The sequence below is a fragment of the Salegentibacter tibetensis genome (assembly GCF_020164485.1).
GTDB lineage: Bacteria > Bacteroidota > Bacteroidia > Flavobacteriales > Flavobacteriaceae > Salegentibacter > Salegentibacter tibetensis.
Genome location: NZ_JAIQZA010000002.1, coordinates 1 through 21,695 on the forward strand (window position 1 = coordinate 1; position 21,695 = coordinate 21,695).

Annotated in this window: 18 protein-coding genes; 12 read left to right on the forward strand and 6 right to left on the reverse strand. The window is 37.3% G+C overall.

Translation table 11 applies throughout. The annotated features are described in order from the left end of the window. The first annotated feature begins 168 nt into the window (after positions 1-168). The 5 genes from LB467_RS01025 to LB467_RS01040 all read left to right on the forward strand — a co-directional run bounded on the left by LB467_RS01025 (position 169) and on the right by LB467_RS01040 (position 3,899). Positions 169-846: a hypothetical protein gene (locus LB467_RS01025; protein ID WP_224472176.1), complete on the forward strand. Its 678-nt coding sequence runs from the start codon at positions 169-171 to the stop codon at positions 844-846. 2 nt (positions 847-848) lie between these two features. After that, positions 849-1,145 carry a hypothetical protein gene (locus LB467_RS01030; protein WP_224472177.1) on the forward strand — a complete coding sequence of 99 codons (297 nt, stop codon included), beginning with the start codon at positions 849-851 and terminating at the stop codon, positions 1,143-1,145. A 2-nt stretch (positions 1,146-1,147) separates the two neighbouring features. Continuing rightward, positions 1,148-1,498: a patatin-like phospholipase family protein gene (locus LB467_RS19150; protein ID WP_262901605.1), complete on the forward strand. Its 351-nt coding sequence runs from the start codon at positions 1,148-1,150 to the stop codon at positions 1,496-1,498. Between the two features lie 5 nt (positions 1,499-1,503). Then, positions 1,504-2,364: a patatin-like phospholipase family protein gene (locus tag LB467_RS01035; protein ID WP_262901606.1), complete on the forward strand. Its 861-nt coding sequence runs from the start codon at positions 1,504-1,506 to the stop codon at positions 2,362-2,364. A gap of 344 nt (positions 2,365-2,708) precedes the next feature. Beyond that, positions 2,709-3,899, forward strand: coding sequence for a S8 family peptidase (locus LB467_RS01040; RefSeq protein WP_224472178.1), 1,191 nt, complete (start codon positions 2,709-2,711; stop codon positions 3,897-3,899). A 369-nt stretch (positions 3,900-4,268) separates the two neighbouring features. Here LB467_RS01040 and LB467_RS01045 read toward each other — a convergent pair whose 3' ends face one another. The 3 genes from LB467_RS01045 to LB467_RS01055 form a co-directional block, all read right to left on the reverse strand. Then, positions 4,269-4,475: a hypothetical protein gene (locus LB467_RS01045; RefSeq protein ID WP_224472179.1), complete on the reverse strand. Its 207-nt coding sequence runs from the start codon at positions 4,473-4,475 to the stop codon at positions 4,269-4,271. A 128-nt stretch (positions 4,476-4,603) separates the two neighbouring features. Continuing rightward, positions 4,604-4,783 carry a hypothetical protein gene (locus LB467_RS01050; RefSeq protein ID WP_224472180.1) on the reverse strand — a complete coding sequence of 60 codons (180 nt, stop codon included), beginning with the start codon at positions 4,781-4,783 and terminating at the stop codon, positions 4,604-4,606. A 329-nt stretch (positions 4,784-5,112) separates the two neighbouring features. Then, positions 5,113-6,456 (reverse strand): phage integrase SAM-like domain-containing protein, encoded by a 1,344-nt coding sequence (locus tag LB467_RS01055; RefSeq protein ID WP_224472181.1) that lies wholly within the window; start codon positions 6,454-6,456, stop codon positions 5,113-5,115. Between the two features lie 339 nt (positions 6,457-6,795). Here LB467_RS01055 and LB467_RS01060 point away from each other — a divergent pair, with 339 nt between their 5' ends. From LB467_RS01060 to LB467_RS01070, 3 genes are read left to right on the forward strand one after another with little or no spacing between them, the layout of a single operon-like run. Further along, positions 6,796-7,371, forward strand: a complete 576-nt coding sequence (locus LB467_RS01060; protein ID WP_224472182.1) for a hypothetical protein — start codon at positions 6,796-6,798, stop codon at positions 7,369-7,371. Continuing rightward, the gene (locus tag LB467_RS01065) at positions 7,364-7,834 is read left to right on the forward strand and encodes a hypothetical protein (protein ID WP_224472183.1); all 471 of its coding nucleotides are present in this window, start codon (positions 7,364-7,366) and stop codon (positions 7,832-7,834) included. The genes LB467_RS01060 and LB467_RS01065 overlap by 8 nt, the downstream gene beginning before the upstream one ends. Before the next feature lie 7 nt (positions 7,835-7,841). Then, positions 7,842-8,240, forward strand: coding sequence for a hypothetical protein (locus tag LB467_RS01070; RefSeq protein WP_224472184.1), 399 nt, complete (start codon positions 7,842-7,844; stop codon positions 8,238-8,240). Positions 8,241-8,399: 159 nt separating this feature from the next. Here the strand turns inward: LB467_RS01070 and LB467_RS01075 are convergent, their stop codons facing one another. Next, positions 8,400-11,645, reverse strand: a complete 3,246-nt coding sequence (locus tag LB467_RS01075; protein WP_224472185.1) for a VCBS repeat-containing protein — start codon at positions 11,643-11,645, stop codon at positions 8,400-8,402. Positions 11,646-11,812: 167 nt separating this feature from the next. Further along, on the reverse strand, positions 11,813-13,594 hold the full coding sequence (locus LB467_RS01080) for a mechanosensitive ion channel family protein (protein WP_224472186.1): 1,782 nt from the start codon (positions 13,592-13,594) through the stop codon (positions 11,813-11,815). A gap of 151 nt (positions 13,595-13,745) precedes the next feature. On the opposite strand from LB467_RS01080, the gene LB467_RS01085 reads away from it, so the two are divergent. Both LB467_RS01085 and LB467_RS01090 read left to right on the forward strand, forming a co-directional pair. Then, a complete protein-coding gene (locus LB467_RS01085) occupies positions 13,746-14,507 on the forward strand; it encodes a sterol desaturase family protein (protein ID WP_224472187.1) in 762 nt (253 codons plus the stop codon). A 261-nt stretch (positions 14,508-14,768) separates the two neighbouring features. Further along, positions 14,769-17,222 (forward strand): zinc-dependent metalloprotease, encoded by a 2,454-nt coding sequence (locus LB467_RS01090; RefSeq protein ID WP_224472188.1) that lies wholly within the window; start codon positions 14,769-14,771, stop codon positions 17,220-17,222. A gap of 77 nt (positions 17,223-17,299) precedes the next feature. On the opposite strand, the gene LB467_RS01095 is transcribed toward LB467_RS01090, so the two are convergent. After that, a complete protein-coding gene (locus tag LB467_RS01095) occupies positions 17,300-17,977 on the reverse strand; it encodes a M15 family metallopeptidase (RefSeq protein WP_224472189.1) in 678 nt (225 codons plus the stop codon). A gap of 111 nt (positions 17,978-18,088) precedes the next feature. Here LB467_RS01095 and LB467_RS01100 point away from each other — a divergent pair, with 111 nt between their 5' ends. Both LB467_RS01100 and LB467_RS01105 read left to right on the forward strand, forming a co-directional pair. Beyond that, complete coding sequence (locus LB467_RS01100) at positions 18,089-18,835, forward strand: SDR family NAD(P)-dependent oxidoreductase (RefSeq protein WP_224472190.1); 747 nt, start codon at positions 18,089-18,091, stop codon at positions 18,833-18,835. Positions 18,836-19,037: 202 nt separating this feature from the next. Next, complete coding sequence (locus LB467_RS01105) at positions 19,038-21,695, forward strand: PAS domain-containing sensor histidine kinase (protein ID WP_224472191.1); 2,658 nt, start codon at positions 19,038-19,040, stop codon at positions 21,693-21,695.

Here is a 21,695-nt window from a genome sequence, read left to right on the forward strand (position 1 = left end):
TTCATCCGGCAAAGCTCCAATCATTTCCCCTAATTTAATTTCAAATCGAAAAATATTTCAATGAACGTTTATCCTTTATATAGTCATACTTCCCAATGATTCACATACTCCTTAACCGGACACTAGTGATCAATTGTAATAGATGGATAACTATTGAATTTACTACTGATGAATTATTTAAAATTAAGAATTTTGGTGTTGATAGGGTTAAGTTTGACCTTGCTCTCCTGCGCCAGTATTCCTAAAGAAGCGCCAATGCTTTCTCAAAACCTGGGTATTGAAATTCAGGAATTAGAATCATCACATTATCAACTGGTAGAGGTTTACTTTGATCTAAAAAGAAAAAATGCTCGAGAATACCTTGAAAAGGTATGGTTGCCAAAATACGCCGGGAAATTCTTCTCCGATCCTGATATTAAGGAAATGTGGGAAATGGTAATATCATCAGGATCTGAAAAGGATAGGTTGATGTTTCTTCTAGTGACTGCTCCCGAGCTTCAAAGTGAAATAAACAAACAGTATCAATATATGATTGGTCCTCTTGACCAGTTGGAAAAAATGTTGAAAGGCTCACTTACTGAAAAATATAACAATGCCCGAAGCATTAATAACGTCCTCACCTCCTTTCTTGTTTCGGCTGCTGAAGTTGAGCAAAACAGGCAACGTTATTTAGATATGGCAGGAATTACCGATGAAAAAATTTCTTCTGCTATTCATAATATTGAAGTTGCTACATCAAAGATGGTATCTACGGCAACAAAAGCAAATGCCGGTTTTTCAGATGTTGAAAGTAACATAAGTCAATACAGAGAAAAAATCAATCAAATTTTAAATCAAGTAAAATAACCATGAGTAAAAGTACCGAAATAGACTGGGAAGCCTTCCACGATAAGGTTAAAAAAGCCTCCAATAGCGCGGCAAGGGAGACTAATGTGGAGCTGGCAGGAGAAATGTCCTCGATTGTTCATCTTACCCAAATGGAAATTCAGGAGATATTTCCTGAGAAAAGTGAAATGGAAGATTTTGCCGAGCTTATGAAGATTGTAAAATCCAGTACACATACAAATCAAAAAGTAAATAATATTGTTCAGAATTCGGAGAAATTTAGCAAAGTGGTAGTTTCACTTTTAAGTAAAATAATATAAATATGGAGAACAGGTATATTACTGGGAAAGAAATAGAAGATATAGTAAAAGAAGCCGAAGAAATAAAAAACTCCAGGAAACTATTCTCAGATGTGTATGATGATAGAGGTAATCAATATGTAGATTTGGTCCAAGAAGGAGGCGGGGTACTGGGTATCGCCCTTGTAGGCTACACCTATATCCTTGAAAAAGCCGGCATACGGTTTTATAGCCTGGCTGGCACATCTGCAGGATCAATAAACACACTTCTCATGGCCGGGGTAGGTAAACCGGGTGAGGCCACTGCGGAGAGAATTATTGAGATTATGGGTGACAAAGATTTTTTCGACTTTGTTGATGGCCTTCAGGAATAAAAAAAATGATTCAAAAGAAAATTGAAAAAAGAGGAAGTATCTTTTGGAACCTTGTTTTACATGGTTGGGGAATTTGGAAATTGCTTAGAAGTAAATTGGGGATAAATCCGGGAGATCATTTCGAGAATTGGCTGTCAACTTCATTAGAAAAATTTAATATTTATACATATCAGGACCTTTGCGCAAACAGGGATAATATTCCTAATCTTAAGCATCGCACGAGACAGGATTTCAAATTTAATCCGCCTAAGATGGCAATTATTACTTCTGATATTACCACTCATACAAAAGTTGAATTTCCTAGAATGGGAGAATTATATTGGGAAAATATAAACAAGCTTAAACCTTCAAAATTTGTAAGGGCTTCTATGTCTATTCCATTCTTTTTTTATCCTTATGAGGTTAAGAATATTCCCAATACCGGAAATGTCGCAGACGAGAAGTGGCAGGCCTTTGCCAGTTATAACGGAGAAGTGCCACCTGCTGTAAAATTTGTGGATGGAGGAATGCTTTCTAACTTCCCTATAAATACCTTTCATGTGGGAGGAATTCCTACCAGGCCCACGTTTGGTGTTAGGCTAAGTACACACCGGCAGAAATTCAGTCCTGCTGATGAAATTTTTGGCTTTAGTGGCGCAATGATAAGCACTATGCGTCAAATAAGTGACTATGAATTTATACTTAAAAATCCAGATTATAAAAAGCTCATCTGCAAAATTGATGCAGATGCAGAATTTAACTGGCTAAACTTTGGTATGAATCCAAAACGACAAAAGGAACTCTTTACTCTTGGTGCAAAAAAAGGATTGGAATTTCTTAAAACTTTTGACTGGAAGGGGTATAAAGAGATAAGGAAAAATTGTTGATTATTTTGAGAGGGCTTTAAATCCAAGTGGTGCAATGCAACTTTTTCTGTATAATATTGCTTACTTATAGTTATTTGGATTAAACTAATAATTATATTCTGTGCCCTTTTAGAATAGGTGAAATGAAATTTTAAATTACATCCTCATAAAATGTTTATTAAAACAGACCTTTTATTTTTTATAAATTAGAAAAATAATCTTAAATATAAATTGCTTTTGTTTTATTCTTTCTTCCTATTAAAACTTTCTTAAATGCTTTAAAACCATAAAAGAATTACGGTTGAATGAAATTTTTTCCAAGATGTTATGGTTAATTTCAACCTATTAACCTTAAATAATTAGTTATGATATTAAAAAATTTTTACAAAGTTTTTGCCATCTTTTTTGCTATGGCTTTAATGACTTCTTGCTCCAAAGAGGAGACAGCGGTTGAACCTAAAGATCCAAACGCTCTGGACAATTATGATGAGCCCATCCAGGGACAGTACATTGTGGTATATAAAGATCAAGCCCGACAAGAAGGTAAGTCCTCTCTCAATAAACAAGCCGTACAGAGTAAAACAAAAAGTGTCCTTGCTGAGAATAATTTGACCGATGTTAAAATTCTCAATATTTATGCTAATGCCATAAATGGAGCTACTTTAAGCTTAACTGAATCACAGGCTTCTGCATTGGCAAAAAATGAAAAAGTTGCTTATGTGGAACAGGATAGAGTAATTACCTTGGCCCCACCTAGTAATGGTGATCAAGTTGAGACCAGCTCTACTCAGGAAATGCCATATGGCATTGCCCGTGTAAACGGAGTCACAGGGTATTCCGGTTCTGGGGTTGCCTGGGTGATTGATACAGGAATCGACCTGGACCATGAAGATCTTAATGTTGATGCTTCAAGAGGATTTAATGCTTTTACCAGAGGGAGAGATGGAAAGTCACTTGATGATGGAAATGGACATGGATCCCATGTAGCCGGTACCATCGCTGCCCTGAATAACGGTGTTGGAGTAATAGGTGTGGCACCTGGAGCAACCGTAATTCCCGTAAAAGTGCTGGACAGCAGAGGGAGCGGCTCTTATTCCGGAGTTATTGCAGGTGTTGATCACGTAGCCGCAAATGGCACCAGTGGAGATGTTGCCAATATGAGTCTTGGAGGACCAATATCCCAGGCCCTTGACGATGCTGTTCTTTCTGCTTCTCAAAATGGAATCCTTTTTGCACTTGCTGCCGGAAATGATAGCGACGATGCTAACAATTATTCTCCAGCCCGAGTAAACGGGACAAACATTTTTACGATCTCAGCCATGAACAGTAGTGATGTTTTTGCGTCTTTCTCCAATTATGGTAATCCTCCTGTAGATTATTGTGCTCCCGGAGTAAGCATTAAATCTACCTGGAAAGATGGTGGATATAATACCATAAGCGGTACATCTATGGCCTCTCCTCACGCGGCAGGTGTGTTGCTTTTAGGCAATGCAACTACAGATGGCTATGTGGGTGAAGACCCCGATAATAATCCAGACCCTATTATTGTTCATTAAGACCTAAAGAAATAATTTCAATGAAAAGCACCGCTACGGCGGTGTTTTTTTTACACTAATGTGAAATATAAAAAGGAATTAGGGGGGAAAGGGCTATTTAATTTTCGCTTGTATTGAACAAAAAATATGGAAATTAAAAAATACTTGTAAATAAAAATATAGGGATGCTTTCATAATAAGGAGGAACCAGGCTACTACCTCCGAAAAAAAGAAGCCATAATACAGCTCTTTCTTTAAATCGTAGTAGAGGATTAGGTAGAGAGTGACGATTAGGATTATTTTCAGGATTAGCGAGATTATTATTCTTTAATTAGTTCATTTGAATTTCTTTCATTATCTACTCCCCAGATATTAAAAGTACCGCCTCCATCAATGTCCACCACCCAGGAAGCGTTTTATCTCCCGGTTCAGATCTTCCAAAGAGGAGAAGCTTATCTCACGCAGGGGGTAGTAGATCCGCTGGTAGGCAAGGTTTACCGCATTCTCCACCAAAGCTTTGTCCTGCGGAGCATAGCCCCGGGCAGGATTGATCACAAAATTGTAATGCTGTGCGAAGTCTGTTGATGTACGCCTCATACCTGCTCTGACACCGGTAACCGCTAATTTTATGTCGGAGACAATTCTTTAGTGACGCCTCCATAAAAGCGCAGGGCATTTCAGCTACAGTTATTCAGGTCTTCCCGTTTTAGCTTTACAGGCTTCCACTAAGGTGTATTATTGGGTAAAATGGCCACAAATACTTCTAACGGGATCAGTTCTCTGGTTTCCTTATCAATAATTTGGAGTTTCTTGCAGGCATAATCAATAAACACTTCCTTTCCAGGATCGTGTTCAAGTTTCATCGATCCTTCGACCCTGGCATACTTGCGCCGGTAATGTTCCATAAACTGGATATAGTCGTAAGGATATTTGGGCTGCGCTACATATTAATGGTATAGAAAAATAAACTTTGGGTGATTCCGAGCTATATTGACCCCCTCAAAATATACCATGAGTTCCTCGTAGTGAGGGTTGTCAATAGTAGTATGGAAAGGAAAAAGCTTCTCTAAAGTAGCATTATCAAAGGTCACTAATTTTTTTAGGAGAAGAGTTGCTAGCCTTGAACAACTGCACGTAAGATTAATCGTTCTTATTTTTTTTTATTGATTCTCTTCACGAACAAGGCCCCAGGAATCTTCTCTAGCTAAGATGGTATCCTCCCGTTGGCAAATCATCAAATAGATTTTTTTACTTCTTCTTTTGCGTAGAAATCCGCAATTTGTTGAGCATAATCCATTGAGGATTTACCGATGTAGCCAAGGAACATTTTTTCGGTACTGTGAGCTGTTATCTGCATAATTAAAGGGGTTGGCAATTTTCCATAGGTATTTGTAGCAAAGGATCTTCTGCAAACGTGAGAAGTAATAAGTTCATATTTAGGAAAAGTACCAGAAATTTTTCTTTTAATTCCTTTTTCGATTCTTTTGCCATTTCTGTCTTTGGGAATTATATTTCCCTGTTCATTAATCATTTCAATTTTTTGCCCTTCTATTAATTGATTGACTTTGGCTTCTTCACACAGGAGCTTAATCTGATCATTAAATTTTTGAATGGTAATTTTATAAGGCAAGCCTTCTTTTAATATATTTTTTGTTTTGGGTAAAACCGGGATAGTAACCTGCTTCCCGGTTTTTTGTTGTTTTAACTCTATAAGCTCCAATCCGTTTCGAACTATAAAGTTTTCTTCTGTAAGATTTAATAAATCACCTCCTCTTTGTCCAATATGACAACCTAATAATAGCCATTTCCGCGTATTAATGAGAGATTGGCTTTTTAATTCTGTTTTTTCAATTTTTTCCAGTTCCTGGGGATTTAGGAAGATTATATGCTCTGTTTGAGCTTTTCCTCCCCTGATTTTTCTGAGCTGATGACTAACTTGAATACCATTTATTTCAGCATCAGTACATACAGTTTTAAGGTCGTCTATTTTCTTTTTTGCATAGCTTTCTGAGTAGTGTTGTTTGTTTAACATCCAGTCTAGAAAGGATTTCCCAAATTTAATGTCTACATCTTGAACTTTAAGGGACTTTTTTCCCTGATAAACCTTGATGATTTTAAGTAAATTTTTATATGAATTTACCCGGCTCTTGGATAGTCCTAAACCGCCTTTAGAATTTTCTCTAATATTGGCAGTGTCAATAACGGTTTGTATGGCTTCTGTAAGTGAGTCTCCTTGTTTCTGTTGGTCCTCTTCTGAAATAAAATTTCCATTAAAAATATCGATTTGTTTTTGAAGCCAGCCACCGCTGACTTCTCCAGCAGTGGCTTCATCATACATGTCTATTATGTGATTTTTAAGATCTCGTAATTTTCGATTAAGATTCTTCAATTCGGGTGAATTTCTTTTAACACCTTCTAATATCAGGCTCTTTTTACCGGTACCTGCTAAAACACAGTTGGAAAGATTTACAATTTTACCTGTGTTTTTGGTATAATCATGTTTTCTGCCATGTATAAAACGTAGGTAAATTGTTCTCGGATCTTCTTTTCCTCTAATAAAAAGTTTCACTGTAGCCATTCTAAAGGTATTTCCAAAAAAATAAATCTATCAGATATCTTCCCGACATCTTCCCGACATAAAATGTTTTTAAATAGAATAAAATATATTTAAAATTAATTAAAAAACTGATATTCAATAATATATGAATTGTTAAAAATAGTTTTGAATCGGTTATCAGATCCCGTCCCGAGTACAAAGACCCTCTTTATCTGATTGATTTAGAGGGTTTTTTTGTTTTTTATTTCAAAAATTGTCAAACATTTGTCAAACAAATTATTAACTGCGTATATTGCAATTAATATAATCTTTTGATTTTTTTAATTATAAATTATTAGATTAGCAAAGTAAAGTAATAGCATGATACAGCCAAAGTCTGTAAACATTATTTGTTTAGGGAGCTGGAACAAAAGGATTTTTACGCCGAATTGGGTTGCGAGTGAATTATTTAACTTAGACCCAGATGAGCCCTACAACGGTACTATAAATCCCAATGAACTTGAATTCGGTTTTAGTTATAGAGATATAACTTTATTTCCAAAGGATAATTTAATCGAAATAAGATTAGATAAAATAACCGATGAAACCAAATTGTTTTCTGTCGAACTTTTTACTCGAATTATGAAATTACTACCTCATACGCCTACCAAAGGAGTTGGGGTGAATGTAAGATATGAGATCGAAGAAAATGCTAATTATCCTATATTAAAGGATATTAAAAAAATTAACTGTTCGATACCATCTTTTGATCCACTTCAAGTAAAATTTGGTCGCCAAGAGGAGGATTGTTTTTTAAATCTCGTTGTAGAAAAAACAGATAAAGAAAAAATCTTTTTAAGCTTTAATTACCATTATCCTACAGAAACGGATTCTTTATATAAGGATGTAATTAATAAGAAGATTAGTGCTTCACAAAAAGTATTGAGTTATGAGTGAATTAATGACTATGCAATGGGGTTCATCTTTTGAATCTGAGAAAAGTGAAGAATTTGAATCTTTCGAAGCTTTTTCTAAGCAGGAAGAAATCACAATTATGTTTCGTACTGATAATAGAAAACTTGATCATTTTAGAAAAGCCATTGCTGAAATCGAGGATCATTCTGTTTATAAGAAATATTGTATTCTTGCAGTACAGAATTTATTAAAGAAGAATCACCTTCTAGAACTTTCTTTGGAACTAGCCGAGGAGCAAATTTCCGAAGAAGATTTTGAAAATGAGTTGGATGCAAACCCTTCAAAATATACAATTGATATAAATTACATTGAAAACATCAATGATTTAAGTGTTATTTCGAAAATTATTCAAGAAGTTGGCCAATCTTTCTCAGTTGATGAGGTTTCAGAAATTTTCTCTTTAGATTCAGAAGACATAGAATCTAAATTATCCCTATTAAAGTAAGTTTATATTGGAGTTATACAAAGAAGGTGATAAAATAGAATGTAACAAATCTGAGGTTATTGCAAAAAAAATAACACCTCAATCTCTTCAAAATCACCCTAAATTGGGTAGGGTGTGGAAGTATAAATGTGATAGGGATGGTTCTGCAGAAATTACGGAGGAATTAGATCCGAAGGAAGCTTTGCATTCAGAGGAATCTAATTTAAACTTAGGAGATACTTTAAAGTCAGAGAAATTCTATGTTTTGGTAAAAGAAACCAGAAAACTTCGTCCTAAGAAGATTGGCGGCCATACTGGTCGACACAGCTCTCAGGAGTTGAAAATTAAGAAATATACCTTTGGTGAAATCATAAAGCCGTTTGAACACATAATAAACGCTCTTCAAAATCGTGAAATGCTGAAATAGTATTTTTTTCTTAGATTTCCCTGATTCGAAAATTCCCTGCAATAAATCATAAATCGAATCAGGTCTAAACAATTTCATTAACTCTAAGGTTGCAATCGGAAATCTATGGCATGAAGCGGAAAGTAAAGTCATTGGTTAAAAATATAGACCAAACTGAGTTTATTTATCATAAGAATAAGTAGAAATACTATCATTATTAGGGACTACAATAAGCAGATTTTTATCCCTCATAGGAACTGAGACGGTGTTTTTTATTTGCTGGTCGAAAGGTTTGATACCTACGTCTAAAACTTTTTTATAATCAGAAATGGTTTTTACCAGCAAACCTTTTAAAGAAGAATATCCACCGTGATAGGTGTTTACCTTATAAGAATTACCACTTACCAGTAATTGTTCTTCTCCATCGATATTGAGTACCTGGAATGAATTGATCGGTGCGGTTTGGAAAGCCATTGGAAATTCAATGAATTCAGAAAACTCACCATTATTATTTTTAAGATAACCCGAAGCCAGGGTGTTGATTTCATACATTTTTGCAGAAGACAGAACTTCCGGCGTGAATATATCTTCCATTGTTTTTAAAGAAAATTCCTGATGGGTGGGGAATTTTTTACTTATAAAATTCATCTGGGAAGCTAATTCGTTTCGTGAATGTATGGGGTAATATTTTCCGTTTTTATTATAAGCAATTACAGTTTCAAATTTTCCATCCTTATTGAAATCGGCATAATACATTCTTAGAGGGGCGTCTTTTTTGGCTTCAAATCTTGTGTTTAGCCCCCAGTTACCCAGGAGAATATCCTTCTGGCCGTCCCCGTCAATATCATAAAATGCTATACTTTGCCATAATCCCAAAAGACCTTCAGGTAATTTAATTGCTTTAAAATCACCTTGTTCATTCAAATAAATCTTTGGACTATCCCATTCGGTGGCTACTAATAAATCAGGAGAACCATCATTATTTATATCTTCTGATATCGCAGAAGTTACCATTGAGCTAAGGGAGAAATTTGGATCTTTTGTAAAGTTACCTTTTTGATCGTTTTTAAGCAGATAAGACTCTACCTGCTTCCCGAAATTACCCGGATCTGAGAGGTTACCGATAAAAAGATCGTCAAATCCATCCTTATTATAATCCAGGCTTATCGCTGTTGAGCTGTTGAGATAGTTTTTCGGCATAGAACCGGGAGAATCATCAAATTCGCCGTTGTTGTTAATGTATAGCCGGTCATTTTCGAAAAATTGCATTCGGTTAGAATTAATTCCTGAAGCAACATATAAATCGAGATCTCCGTCATTATCAGCGTCAAAAAACACAGCAGCGTTATCTTCGAATTCCTTGTGCCTAGCAAATCCTTCTATATTGACCTCTGTAAGGGTTTTTCCGTCATTAAGGAATAGTTTGGAAGGATAACCTGAAGCGCCTCCAATAAAAATATCATCAAAGCCATTATTATCTATATCTCCTGTCGCCACAGCTGGTCCCTGCATAGATACACTGTAGGGTATTAATTTTTCCTGGTGAAAATCGTCATATTCATCTTCTTTATGAGCGTATTCCAGGGTGTTGGTATATTTGAAATATTCTTCCCGATTATCCGCTTCCTCATAGTTATAATTAGCAGCGTTTTCAGAATATACAAGCTTAAGGTTTTGATTTTTTTGAGGCTGAATTTTTTGATAGGTATTGTTTGGCCAAATAATATGAACTGAATCGATTTTCTCTTCCTTACCTAAGCCAAAATGAAGTTTGCTTTCTACGGAAGATAGAAAGCCCCGGGAATTGAATAGTTGTTTAAGCTGCTGTTGTCCTTCTGAAAAAAGTATTGCCTTGGTACCAATGCCATAATTGTTTCCGGGATATTCAAATTGAAGCGAAAGATAATCGCCTGAAGCATTGGTGGTATTTTCATAGATCCCGGCTTCTTCATTTAGATTGTTTATCACGAGATCCAAATCTCCGTCCAGGTCCAGGTCTACATAAATAGCGCCATTAGAAAAGGAGGCCTTATCCTCAATCCATTCCCCGGTTTTTCTTTCAAACTTAAGCGAATTTCCCTTAAAAATTTCATTGGAAACCTTTCCCTCGGGCATTTCGTCTTTAGAGTTATAAAGCCATTTCATACCTTCGTTGGGGCTTCTATTTTTAAAAGCCGTGGCCACAAAGTTTTTGAAATCAAGATCATTCGGCCTTCGTAAAATCCCATTAGAGATAAAAAGATCCTGATGTCCGTCATTATTGAAATCGGCCAGTAGGGGTGCCCAGCTCCAGTCGGTAGCAGCTATTTCGTTATAGAGTGCCATTTCCTGAAAGTTTGAACCTTCATTATTTATTTGAAGCATATTCCGGGCATATTGATCTTTATAACCCAGTTTACTAAGACGTTTTTGCATATTGTACATCGCATCATCACCCTCACTTTCCTTAATTACTTTTTCATCTTTAGGTAGCATATCTAAAGTAATAAGATCCTGGTAACCGTTTCCGGTAATGTCGGCGGCATCACTACCCATAGAAAACCTGCTTATTGTTGAAAATGCAGAATCTAAGGTTTCGGTAAAAGTGCCATCCTGGTTGTTTATGTAATAATAATCATCTTCGTGAAAATCATTACTCACATAAATATCTACCCAACCGTCATTATTGAAGTCTGCAAGGCTTGCGCTTAAACCATAACCATTTATTCCCCCATATATTCCCGCTTTTTCGCTTACGTCTGTAAACTTGCCGTTATTATTCTCGAGAAGAACATCCCCAACCGAAGGGACTCTTTTGTTTCTCACATCTGCAGAACCGTGAGAAAGGGTAGTATGTATTGCGTGGTTTACAATGTAAACATCAAGATCTCCATCATTATCGTAATCGAAGAAATAAGCTTGTGTAGAATAGCCTTTAAAATCTAAACCATATTCTGCCGATTTTTCGCTGAAAGTTCCATCTCCGTTATTGATAAAAAGTTCATTGTGACCTTCAAAATCAAGCAAACCGGAAACTGCTGAAACATAAATATCCAATAGGCCGTCGTTGTTAATATCTACCATCGTGACCCCGGTATTCCAACTGGACTTTCCGCCTACATTAGCTTTTTCAGTAACGTCCTCAAACTTTAAATTTCCTTTATTAAGGAATAGTTTGTTTTCGCCCATATTAGAAACAAAATAAAGGTCGGGGAGTCCGTCATTGTTTATATCTCCCGCAGCTACGCCACCACCGTTATAATAATAGATGTAATTAATAATACTATGCTCCGGGTCTTCTGTAATCTTATTAGTGAAATTAATATTGGTGATTTCAGGCGGAAGTTTATTCAGCAAATAATCCTGAGATTCATTAGATTCAGAGGAGTTTTTACAAGCGATACATAGAAAAAGAATTGCGAGTAGTCCTGAAATTTGGGCCTTCATTTCTTTTATTTTGATTAGGAGGCTAATATATAAATTTAAGATACTATTAACTATTGGCCGAGCCTATTTGTTAGAACGGATTGCTATTTAGATAAGCAATGGATTCTCCTTCAACTGAAGTTTTGAAAAGCTAAATCGATCCATATTGCTGCTAAAACTAAAGATTTTTAAACCTCACTTTTCTTAATAGATGTACTCGAACCTTCAGGCGGATAACTGGATTTATTTTTGAGAGCGTCAATTTGTTCCCTGGAGAATTGCGGAAGCGGCATCTCCCATTCTTTTTTCCAGTTTTGGACTTCAGCTTCAGCTTCAGCCGATTTCTCTTTAGATAATCCCTGATCTTTTCCAAAGTAAATAGTCTGAGAAGGGAAGGCGAACTCGGTACCACTGCGATCCACAACATCCATCATTCTTAACATAAGGTCTTCACGAATTTCCAGAAATTCATTAAAATCCTTTGCATCTAAATATGCAAAAATCTCAATATCTAAAGAATGCGCGGCAAAACCAGTAAAACGAATTCTTGCAGGCTCTTCATATACCTTTGGGTGGGCGTAAAGTACTTTTCGCAATTCAGCAAGTAAAAATCGCAATTGGTCCGGTGAGGTTTCGTATCTAAAATTTAAGGTGGTAATAAACCTGAATTTATCCCTGTGTGCAAAATTCTCAATAGTATCAGATGAAAACGCACCGTTTGGAATGCTAACCACTGTACGATCTAAAGTACGAATTTGAGTAGAACGAATTCCTATTTTTTCTATATGCCCGGTAATTTGGCCTACCCGGCAAAAATCCCCAACTCTTATAGGCCTGTCGGCGATTAAAGTAACACTTCCTACAAAATTTTCTATGGTTTTTTGGGCACCAAGGGCCAGGGCAATACCACCAATTCCCAATGCAGCCAGACCGGTGGTTACATCAATTCCTACTGCCCCTAAAACGGCTATGATTCCAAAAACCACGATGCCTATTTTGGCGGCTCGCTGCAGAAATAAAACTATAGAAACCCCTGCCGGATTGCCACGTAATACCATCTTTTCCTGGCTAAATTTTCCTATGAAATCTGATAATCGCCAGAGGAGAATAAGGAACGCAGCAATTCCTACTATTATGGTAATCGCACTAAATTTTTGCCGTAAAATAATAGAAAGTTCAAGATTTCTTGAAAGCGCGACAAATATCCAAACGGCCGCATAAAGTTTTACAGGAAGTTTAATGGCTTTGATAATTCCAGAAATGGGAGTTTCCCTGGTTCGTTTCCATAATTTTTTTAATAGGAGTATTATGGTGGAAATTAATAATAACGAAACAAAATAACTTAAAGCTATAAGTACAAGAGCAACAATCCATTGGCCGGCCGGTACGCCACCCCAAAGATATTTTTTAAGGATACTCGGCATTATTTCGTCAATTAACGCGGAGCCTCTTAGGCTAAGCGAACTTATGGCGCCAACTGTTTCTGAAGAAAAAAGCCAAATTGGGTTGCCTGCTTCATCATCATATTGCTTTAAAAAAATATCTATTGACTCATTGTCGGCATTTACATTCCCTATTATTTCCAGGTTCCCGTCAATACCATCATCTATTTTTCCGTTGGGGTCATCGCTAATTGTATGATAAGGCTGGAGGTTTCCTTTTTGGTCAAATAAGCGCTGTAAAACCTGAACTATTTGTTCTTTATCTTCTTCTAAAGTAATACTTGCCGGAAAATTCAAATACCTGGCGGCGAGATTAAAGTTTTGCCCGGCCATAGCATCAATAAATCCTTTTACTGTACCTCGTGGGGTTCTTCTTCCCAGCGGATCTTCCGGGATTTCTTCGGTTTCAGCTTCTTTGTTTTGATTACTTCCTATTGGAAATTGGGCTTCAGCAGGTAAACTACCAAATAGGAGTAAGCTGATTATAAATACGAATTTTAAATAATGTGAATCAGAGATTTTCTTCATAAGTGGCAAATTGGCTAAGATGTTTCGAAGATAGTAAATTGTAAGAATTGCGAGGCTTCTGAAAGCTACTTCATAGACTTAAAAGATTTAAGATTAATTTCTGAAAAGTTGACTTACAAATAAGCGTCTTATTAATTACTTTAGAACTTGTATGATATTCTTCGAAATAAATAACCCGGGGCTTTTTATTGTTTGTGTAGTGATCTTTTTTGCCGCAGTTTTTCTTAGGTATTTGGTCTCCGCAGGTATTTTCTATTGGTATTATTTTAAGCTGAAAAGCGAAAAATTCAGAAAGAAAAGATTAAGTAAACGCGGCTTCAGAAAAGGACAGTTAAAAAAGGAAATTTACTGGAGTACCTGGTCTTCGGTTATTTTTGGATTTTTTGGTGCACTTACTTATTTCCTTTGGCAAAAGGGTTTTACTGCGATTTACCTGGATATAGAAAAATTCGGTTTCTGGTATTTACCGCTAAGTTTTATTTTGCTTTCCCTGCTACACGAAACTTATTATTACTGGGTGCATCGCTGGATGCATAATCCGAAAGTTTTTAAGAAAATACACAAAGTGCATCACGATAGTTTAGTGCCCAGTCCCTGGACGGCCTTTTCATTCCATCCCTGGGAGTCTTTGCTGGAAGCGCTAATCGTACCGGCCATTCTGCTTATTTTACCGGTTCACCCTATTGTGATTGGGGTTTATCTGATTTTTATGACTCTCAGTAGTGTGATAAATCATCTGGATATTGAAATTTATCCAGAAGCTTTTATAAAAAGCCGCTTCGGAAAATTATTTATTGGCGCGACCCATCATCATTTTCACCACGCTGAATTCAAAACCAATTTCGGACTTTATTTTACTTTCTGGGACCGATTGATGAATACCGAAAGCAGTTCTAAGATTTCTTCGGAATAAGGAAAGCCTGTTTTTGAAAGGTTTTTAGTGCGTAATCCTGAACCTGCTCGGCCGTTCAGTTGGGCTTTCTGCAGAGCTTGTTCCGAAATTTATTTTGCTGTTTTAGATCATGTTAGAAGCTGAAACAAGTTCAGCTTGACTGAAATAGAAAATTTCGTATGCTAGATATAAAAGTGATAAATCAAAATCCAATTCTTCACTTCCAACATTCTATCATTTTATCAGGTTTCCTTATCTTGAGGCCCAAATAAAAAAAAATTCATGATAAAAAAATTACCGATTCTGGGGTTGGCTGCATTACTTGCGGCGGGCTGCGGAAGTGAAAAATCTGTTTTTGGCAGTAAAGACAAGTCGGCTGAAAACACTTCAGAAAAATCTACAAACGGATTAAAATCTTATAACGAGGTTATAACTTCAGAAGCTGAGTCTGATGAAGGACTTTTTACCACTCATTTTGTAGGAGATAAGCTTTATTTTGAAATCCCGGTAGAGATGCTGGATAAAGATATGCTTTTGGTAAGCCGTATCGCCGGTGTGCCCGATGGTTATGGTGGTGGTTACGTAAATGCTGGTTCTAAAGTGAACGAACAGGTAGTTCGCTGGACCAAACGAAAAGGCAATATAGATGTAAAGGTGATTAGTTTTGAAAATATGAGCGACGAAGAATCGCCTATTTACAAATCGGTGCAGGCCAATAATTACTTTCCAATTCTTTTCAGCTCAAAAATAGAAGCCTACAATCAGGATTCCACAAGTGTAGTGATAGAAGCTAGTGCTTTGTTTGAAGATGAAGTACAGGCCATTAACGGGCTTTCATCTTCGCTCAGGGAGCGTTACAAAGTAAAGAAATTAGACCAGAGCAGATCTTATATAGAATCTGCAAATTCCTACCCGAAAAACATTGAGGTTAAGCACGTGATGACTTACGAAGCTCAAGAGCCGCCGTCTCGTGACCAGGCCGGAACAATTTCTATGATGATGAATCAGTCTATGATTTTGCTTCCAGATGATAAAATGCAACCAAGAATTGCAGACCATCGTGTTGGCTGGTTTACCATAGATAAATACGATTATAATTCTGAGGAATTAAAAGCCGATGATTATGAGCTGATTCGTCGTTGGAAATTGGTTCCTAAAGATATTGAAGCTTACAAACGCGGCGAGCTTGTAGAGCCTGAAGAACCTATAGTTTATTATTTAGATCCTGCCACGCCCGAAAAATGGCGACCTTATTTTAAGAAAGGTATAGAAGACTGGAACGTAGCTTTTGAAGAGGCAGGTTTTAAAAATGCAATAATCGCTAAAGATCCGCCAAGCAAGGAAGAAGACCCTGAATTTAGCCCTGAAGATGTGCGTTACTCAGTGGTTCGTTATGTAGCGAGCACCACGAGAAATGCAGTTGGGCCTTCAGTAACCGATCCCAGAACGGGAGAAATTATTGAAAGTGATATCATTTGGTATCACAACCATTTACGCTCTTACCGAAACCGGTATATGATAGAAGCCGGAGCTCAAACCGAAGATGCCAGGACATTAAACACCCCGGAATCTGAAATCGGGGAAATGATGCGTATGGTAATTGCACACGAAGTTGGCCACGCTTTAGGTTTGCCACATAATATGAAAGCCAGTGCTGCTTATCCAACAGATTCTTTAAGATCTGCTGAATTCACTCAGAAGTATGGCTTAACACCTTCCATTATGGATTACGCCCGTGTAAATTACGTGGCTCAACCCGGGGATGAAGGCGTGCGTTATATTAGAATGATGGGGCCATACGATTTATATGCTATTAATTGGGGATATAGATATCTTCCCGAAGCCGAATCTCCTGAAGCAGAAAAAGAAAAATTGGATGAATGGATTTTGGAAAAAGCAGGAAATCCCTGGTACGAATTCGGAAGTGGTTACGGCGGAGTAGATCCCCAATCACAACGTGAAAGCCTGGGAGACGACCAGGTGAAAGCCAGTGAATACGGATTGGCAAACCTTAAAAAAGTTGTTCCGAATTTAATTGAGTGGACTTCCAAAGACGGTTATGGTTATGATGATCTTGAAGAAGTTTACCGGGAGCTCACTTATATGTGGAGGGGTTATACCTCCCACGTGGTTGCTAATGTTGGTGGGGTTTATGAAACCCGAAAAACCTCAGATCAGGATGGTGTGGTTTACGAAAACGTACCGAAGCAAAAGCAGGAAGAAGCTGTTAACTTTTTAGTTGAAGAAGCATTTACCACTCCAAAGTGGTTGCTTGATCAGAAGGTATTGAATCGTATTGAAGCTTCCGGGGCTATAGAACGCGTACAAAACTTGCAAACCCGTGCATTGACCATTTTGTTAGATGAAGACCGTTTAAAGCGAATGATAGCCAATGAAGAAGTAAATGGAAACGAAGCCTATACCGCCGTGAATTTAATGAAAGACCTGCGAAATGGGATTTTTAGTGAGCTTTACAGCAGAAATAAAGTGGATGCCTATAGACGAAACCTGCAAAGGTCTTATGTAGATATTGCTTCAAAATATCTAAAGAACTTAAATACTGAAGATAACGAGGCTTTGCTGAAATCTGATATTTTACCGCTGATGCGTGGTGAAATGCAAGCTTTAAAACGTGAGCTGAATCGTAGAAAATCTGGAGTAAATCATTCCCTGACTCAATATCACTGGGAAGATTTAATTGCCAGAATAGACACTGCGCTCGATATAAAGTCTTAATTTAAGAGAAAAATTCAATTAAAAACCCCGAAAAACTTCAATGTTTTTCGGGGTTTTATTTTTTAAATATGTGATTTCTATTGCACCGGGAAGTCAAAATAAGTTTCTGGATATGGTTCGTTTCTTAAAGTATAATGCCACCATTCTTCGGGATAAGGTCTAAAGCCGTTTTTGATCATTATTCTTTTCAGTAAAGAACGATTGGCTTTTTGTTCTTTAGTAATTTTATCTGTGCTGTGGTGTGAAATATCACCAAAGAAATCGTAACCACTACCCATATCCACTTCCTTTTCGGTTTGTGCATCAATAATAGTGAGATCCACGGTGCTACCTCGGGAATGCCCGGATTTAGTGGCGATATAGCCCAGCTGGAACAGGTCTTTCTTAGCAACATCCGGATAGAATTTTTGTTTGGTAAGCGTATCCTCCGGGTTTCTGGCCCATTCAATAAAGTGATTTACCGCGGTTTGCGGGCGGTAGGCGTCAAATATTTTTAAGCAGTAACCTTCGCTCTTCAGGTCTTTTTGCACATTTTCAAGGGCATCTGCGGCCTGTTGCGTTAAAATAGCCACAGGTTTTTTGTAGGCATTTACCGGCTTTCCGATAAAATTATTGCTTGCGGCATATCGAATATTCAGTTTAATATCCGGGATTTGCTCTTTGATGTATACAAATCCTTCCGGCAGTCCTTTTTCCTGAGCGAAGCTGGATGTAAGGCTAATGATAAAAATTAAAAGGTAGGTTAGGCTTTTCATTTTACTGAATTTTAAGCCAAGTTACTTAAAAATATTATTCCCTGATTTTCATCATATTTCAGAAACCTGTAAAGGCTTAGTTTTGAAGTGTTTAATTCAAATAATCAGGTCATGGAATTAAAAGGAAAAGTAGCGCTTATTACGGGAGCGGCATCGGGAATAGGGGAAAGTACAGCTTTGCTTTTTGCAGAGGAGGATGCACGGGTTTTTCTAACCGACATAAATGTTGAAAAAGGAGAAAAGCTAGCGAAGAAAATAGAGGAAAAAGGGGGAGATGCGGTGTTTTTTAAAGCTGATGCCTCGAAACAGGAAGATTCTGAAGAAAGTGTTGCCGAAGCGGTTCGGCAATTCGGTAAACTGGATATTGCGGTAAATAATGCCGGAATTGGTGGACCTCAGCATCCGGTAGGCGAATATCCTATTGATGGTTGGGATAAGGTAATCGCCATAAACCTTTCCGGGGTCTTTTACGGTATGCGTTACCAAATCCCTGAAATGCTTAAAAATGGCAAAGGCTCAATAATAAATGTGACCTCTATTTTAGGAAGCGTGGGCTTTGCGAATTCGGCAGCTTATGTAGCGGCAAAACATGGAGTGGTAGGATTAACAAAATCTGCAGCGCTGGAATATTCAGCAAAAGGAATAAGGGTGAATTCTGTGGGGCCGGCGTTTATAAAAACGCCTTTGTTAAAAGATTTGGATAAAGATTTGCTTTCCCAATTGGTAAATGTACACCCAATTGGTCGATTGGGAGAGCCAGAGGAGGTGGCACAGCTGTTTCTCTGGTTGGCAAGCGATAGGGCCACCTTTGTCACTGGTGCTTATTATCCTATAGATGGCGGGTATTTAGCGCAATAAGGGTTCGATAATTTTAATTTTAAATCATTTCAAAGCCGATAAATATAAAATTTATCGGTTTTTTGTTTTTAGACCCGTGTCCTATTTTTCACCCGTAACTTTATGATTTTCATAAGAAAATGAAAAGGAACTTAGTGTCTAAAAAATAGTATTTTAGTGCTATTATTTTAGCACACTTAACCGAAGAATCTAGTTAACATTTATGATAGAATCTGATACCTCTAAACTCTCCGAAGAGGACTTAGACATTCTTAAGAATTACGCACAGGGCATTATTAGGACCGTTCGTGAGCCTTTATTGGTAATAGACCAACATAAGAATGTTGTGGACTATAATGCTAATTTCAAGAAAAAATTTAAAGTTAGAGGAGAAAGCGAGGATGGAGTTTCGGTTTTTGCTTTTAATCAAAATCAGTTGGATACGCCCGAATTCAGGGAAATTCTGGAAGACCTGGAAAACGATGGTAATGCCTTAAATGAAAAAACTATTCGGGTACAACTTCCGGAGAACGATAAAAAAGGTTTTACTGTTAATGCTTCTGTACTTTCTTTACCAAATGGAAGCTCATTATTCTTATTCAGTTTTAAAAAACTAAAGAAGATTGGGAATCTATCCCGACAGGAGAAAGTTTTCAATAGAATTGTTGAGAAAATACTTTCTAATGCTCCTGCATCCATTTGCATACTAAAGGGACCTGAACATATTTTTGAAGTTGCTAACGAGAATTATCTTAAACTGGTTGGACACAGAAATATTATTGGAAAAAGCGTGAAAGAGGCGCTGCCCGAAGTTGGGAGCCAGGGTTTCTTAGAGCTTTTAGATAACGTTTATTCTAGCGGGGAGGCATATGTTGGTGACGAAATTCTTATAAAACTGAATGTAGGTAACCGAAAATTTAAAAATTCTTATCTAAATTTTGTTTATGAACCCACCCGAAACCAAAAGGGTGATGTAGATGGGGTTTTTGTTCACGCAATAGATGTGACCGAGCAGGTTAAGGCACGTAAAACAGTTGAAGATAGTGAAACGCGTTTAAGGGATGTAATCAATACCGTGCCCGCCATTATCTGGATTACTGATATTAACGGGCAAAGTGTTTTTCTCAATAAAAACTGGTATAGCTATACCGGTCAGGGCCAGAAGGCAGCAGAAGGTATGGGTTGGTTAGATGCTATCCACCCCGAGGACAGAAAACAAGCTGAATTTGCTTTTTTGGAAGGCCACGACCAAAAGAAAGCTTACACGATAAACTTTAGATTACGCAATAAAAAAGGTGAACACCGCTGGGTTTTAGATAAAGCCAGCCCAAAGTTTGATGCCGAGGGTAAGTACGAAGGGATGATAGGTACCGTGGTAGATGTACACGAAGAAAAAATTAAAGAGCACCTGGTACGGGAAAAAGAACACCGTATGCAGGGAATTGTAAAAGAAGCAACCGTGGCTACGGCAATTTATACAGGACTCGATATGAATATTGAGCTGGCTAACGATGCTATGATTGATCTTTGGGGTAAAGACCAATCGGTTTTAGGAAAGACACTTAATCAGGCTTTACCCGAGTTAGAAGGACAACCATTTGGCGGGATTCTCGAAAATGTATACAAAACCGGGGAAACCTATTGGGGAAAAGAAGATCGGGTGGACCTTCGAAAAGATGGTAAAATGCAAACCGGCTTTTACAATTTCACATACAAACCGCTACGTGACAAAAACGGGGAAATCTACGGAATTTTGAATATGGCTATAGATGTAACCGATTCGGTTAAATCTAAAATGTTGCTAAAGGAAAGCGAATTTCACTTCAGGCAAATGGCCGATTTAATGCCGGGGATGGTTTCTAAAACCGATGGCAGAGGAAGTGATATATATTTCAATAAAAACTGGTTGGATTTTACAGGACACAATAGTGAACAACTTAAAGAAATTGGCTGGGTGGAATATATTCATCCCGAAGAAAAAGAAACCTATGTAGAAGCCTGGGATAATTGTTTAGATACCGGCTGTAATTTGGAAATGCAGCTACGTTTAAAGAATAAAGCAGGAAAATATATTTGGCATTTAAGCCGGTGTGAAGCCGTGAAGGAGGATGATGGTACTGTGAAAATGTGGATTGCCGCAAACACTGAAATCGACAAAATTAAGGAAGAAGAAAAGCGTAAAGAAGAATTCTTGAAAATGGTAAGCCACGAGTTAAAAACTCCTATTACCTCAATAAAAGGTTACGTACAGCTCCTACTGGGCTTGCTTAAAAAAGAGCAGGAAGAAGAGGCTTCAAACCTACCCTTAAAACCTTCTTTAGAACGAATAAACCACCAGGTTTCCAGATTAACCCGTTTGATTTCTGAAATACTTGATCTTTCCAGGGTTCGGGAAAATCAACTGGAATTGAAAACGGAAAAATTCAATTTAAATGATTTGGTGGCAGAGACTATTCAGGATATAAATTACACAAATACGCAGCATAAAATATCTTTAGAAAGTGAGGTGCAATGTTACGTGAGTGCCGATAGAGATAGAATTGGCCAGGTAATCATAAATTTTGTGATGAACGCCATTAAATATTCCCCCGGAAGCCAGGAAATAAATGTGAGAATTTCAAAAGAATCTGATTGTGAAGTAAAAGTAAGTGTAAAAGATTTCGGGATTGGAATAGGTAAGGAAAACCACAAAAAGATCTTTAAAAGGTTTTATCGTGTTGGGGTAAAAGGAGAAGAAACTTATTCAGGTTTTGGAATTGGATTGTATTTAGCCAACGAAATTATAGAAAGACATAACGGAGAAATAAAATTAAAAAGTAAGTTAGGCGAAGGTTCAGAGTTTTCATTTATTCTGAACGCTGCACAAATTACTTCTAATTAA

Bases quoted from the DNA above. Each gene is read 5' to 3' on its own strand.
- LB467_RS01075 (WP_224472185.1), bottom strand. From the start codon at position 11,645: ATGAAGGCCCAAATTTCAGGACTACTCGCAATTCTTTTTCTATGTATC.
- LB467_RS01105 (WP_224472191.1), top strand. From the start codon at position 19,038: ATGATAGAATCTGATACCTCTAAACTCTCCGAAGAGGACTTAGACATT.
- LB467_RS19150 (WP_262901605.1), top strand. From the start codon at position 1,148: ATGGAGAACAGGTATATTACTGGGAAAGAAATAGAAGATATAGTAAAA.
- LB467_RS01050 (WP_224472180.1), bottom strand. From the start codon at position 4,783: ATGGAACATTACCGGCGCAAGTATGCCAGGGTCGAAGGATCGATGAAA.
- LB467_RS01060 (WP_224472182.1), top strand. From the start codon at position 6,796: ATGATACAGCCAAAGTCTGTAAACATTATTTGTTTAGGGAGCTGGAAC.
- LB467_RS01085 (WP_224472187.1), top strand. From the start codon at position 13,746: ATGATATTCTTCGAAATAAATAACCCGGGGCTTTTTATTGTTTGTGTA.
- LB467_RS01055 (WP_224472181.1), bottom strand. From the start codon at position 6,456: ATGGCTACAGTGAAACTTTTTATTAGAGGAAAAGAAGATCCGAGAACA.
- LB467_RS01035 (WP_262901606.1), top strand. From the start codon at position 1,504: ATGATTCAAAAGAAAATTGAAAAAAGAGGAAGTATCTTTTGGAACCTT.
- LB467_RS01040 (WP_224472178.1), top strand. From the start codon at position 2,709: ATGATATTAAAAAATTTTTACAAAGTTTTTGCCATCTTTTTTGCTATG.
- LB467_RS01100 (WP_224472190.1), top strand. From the start codon at position 18,089: ATGGAATTAAAAGGAAAAGTAGCGCTTATTACGGGAGCGGCATCGGGA.
- LB467_RS01095 (WP_224472189.1), bottom strand. From the start codon at position 17,977: ATGAAAAGCCTAACCTACCTTTTAATTTTTATCATTAGCCTTACATCC.
- LB467_RS01030 (WP_224472177.1), top strand. From the start codon at position 849: ATGAGTAAAAGTACCGAAATAGACTGGGAAGCCTTCCACGATAAGGTT.
- LB467_RS01045 (WP_224472179.1), bottom strand. From the start codon at position 4,475: ATGAGGCGTACATCAACAGACTTCGCACAGCATTACAATTTTGTGATC.
- LB467_RS01065 (WP_224472183.1), top strand. From the start codon at position 7,364: ATGAGTGAATTAATGACTATGCAATGGGGTTCATCTTTTGAATCTGAG.
- LB467_RS01080 (WP_224472186.1), bottom strand. From the start codon at position 13,594: ATGAAGAAAATCTCTGATTCACATTATTTAAAATTCGTATTTATAATC.
- LB467_RS01025 (WP_224472176.1), top strand. From the start codon at position 169: ATGAATTATTTAAAATTAAGAATTTTGGTGTTGATAGGGTTAAGTTTG.
- LB467_RS01090 (WP_224472188.1), top strand. From the start codon at position 14,769: ATGATAAAAAAATTACCGATTCTGGGGTTGGCTGCATTACTTGCGGCG.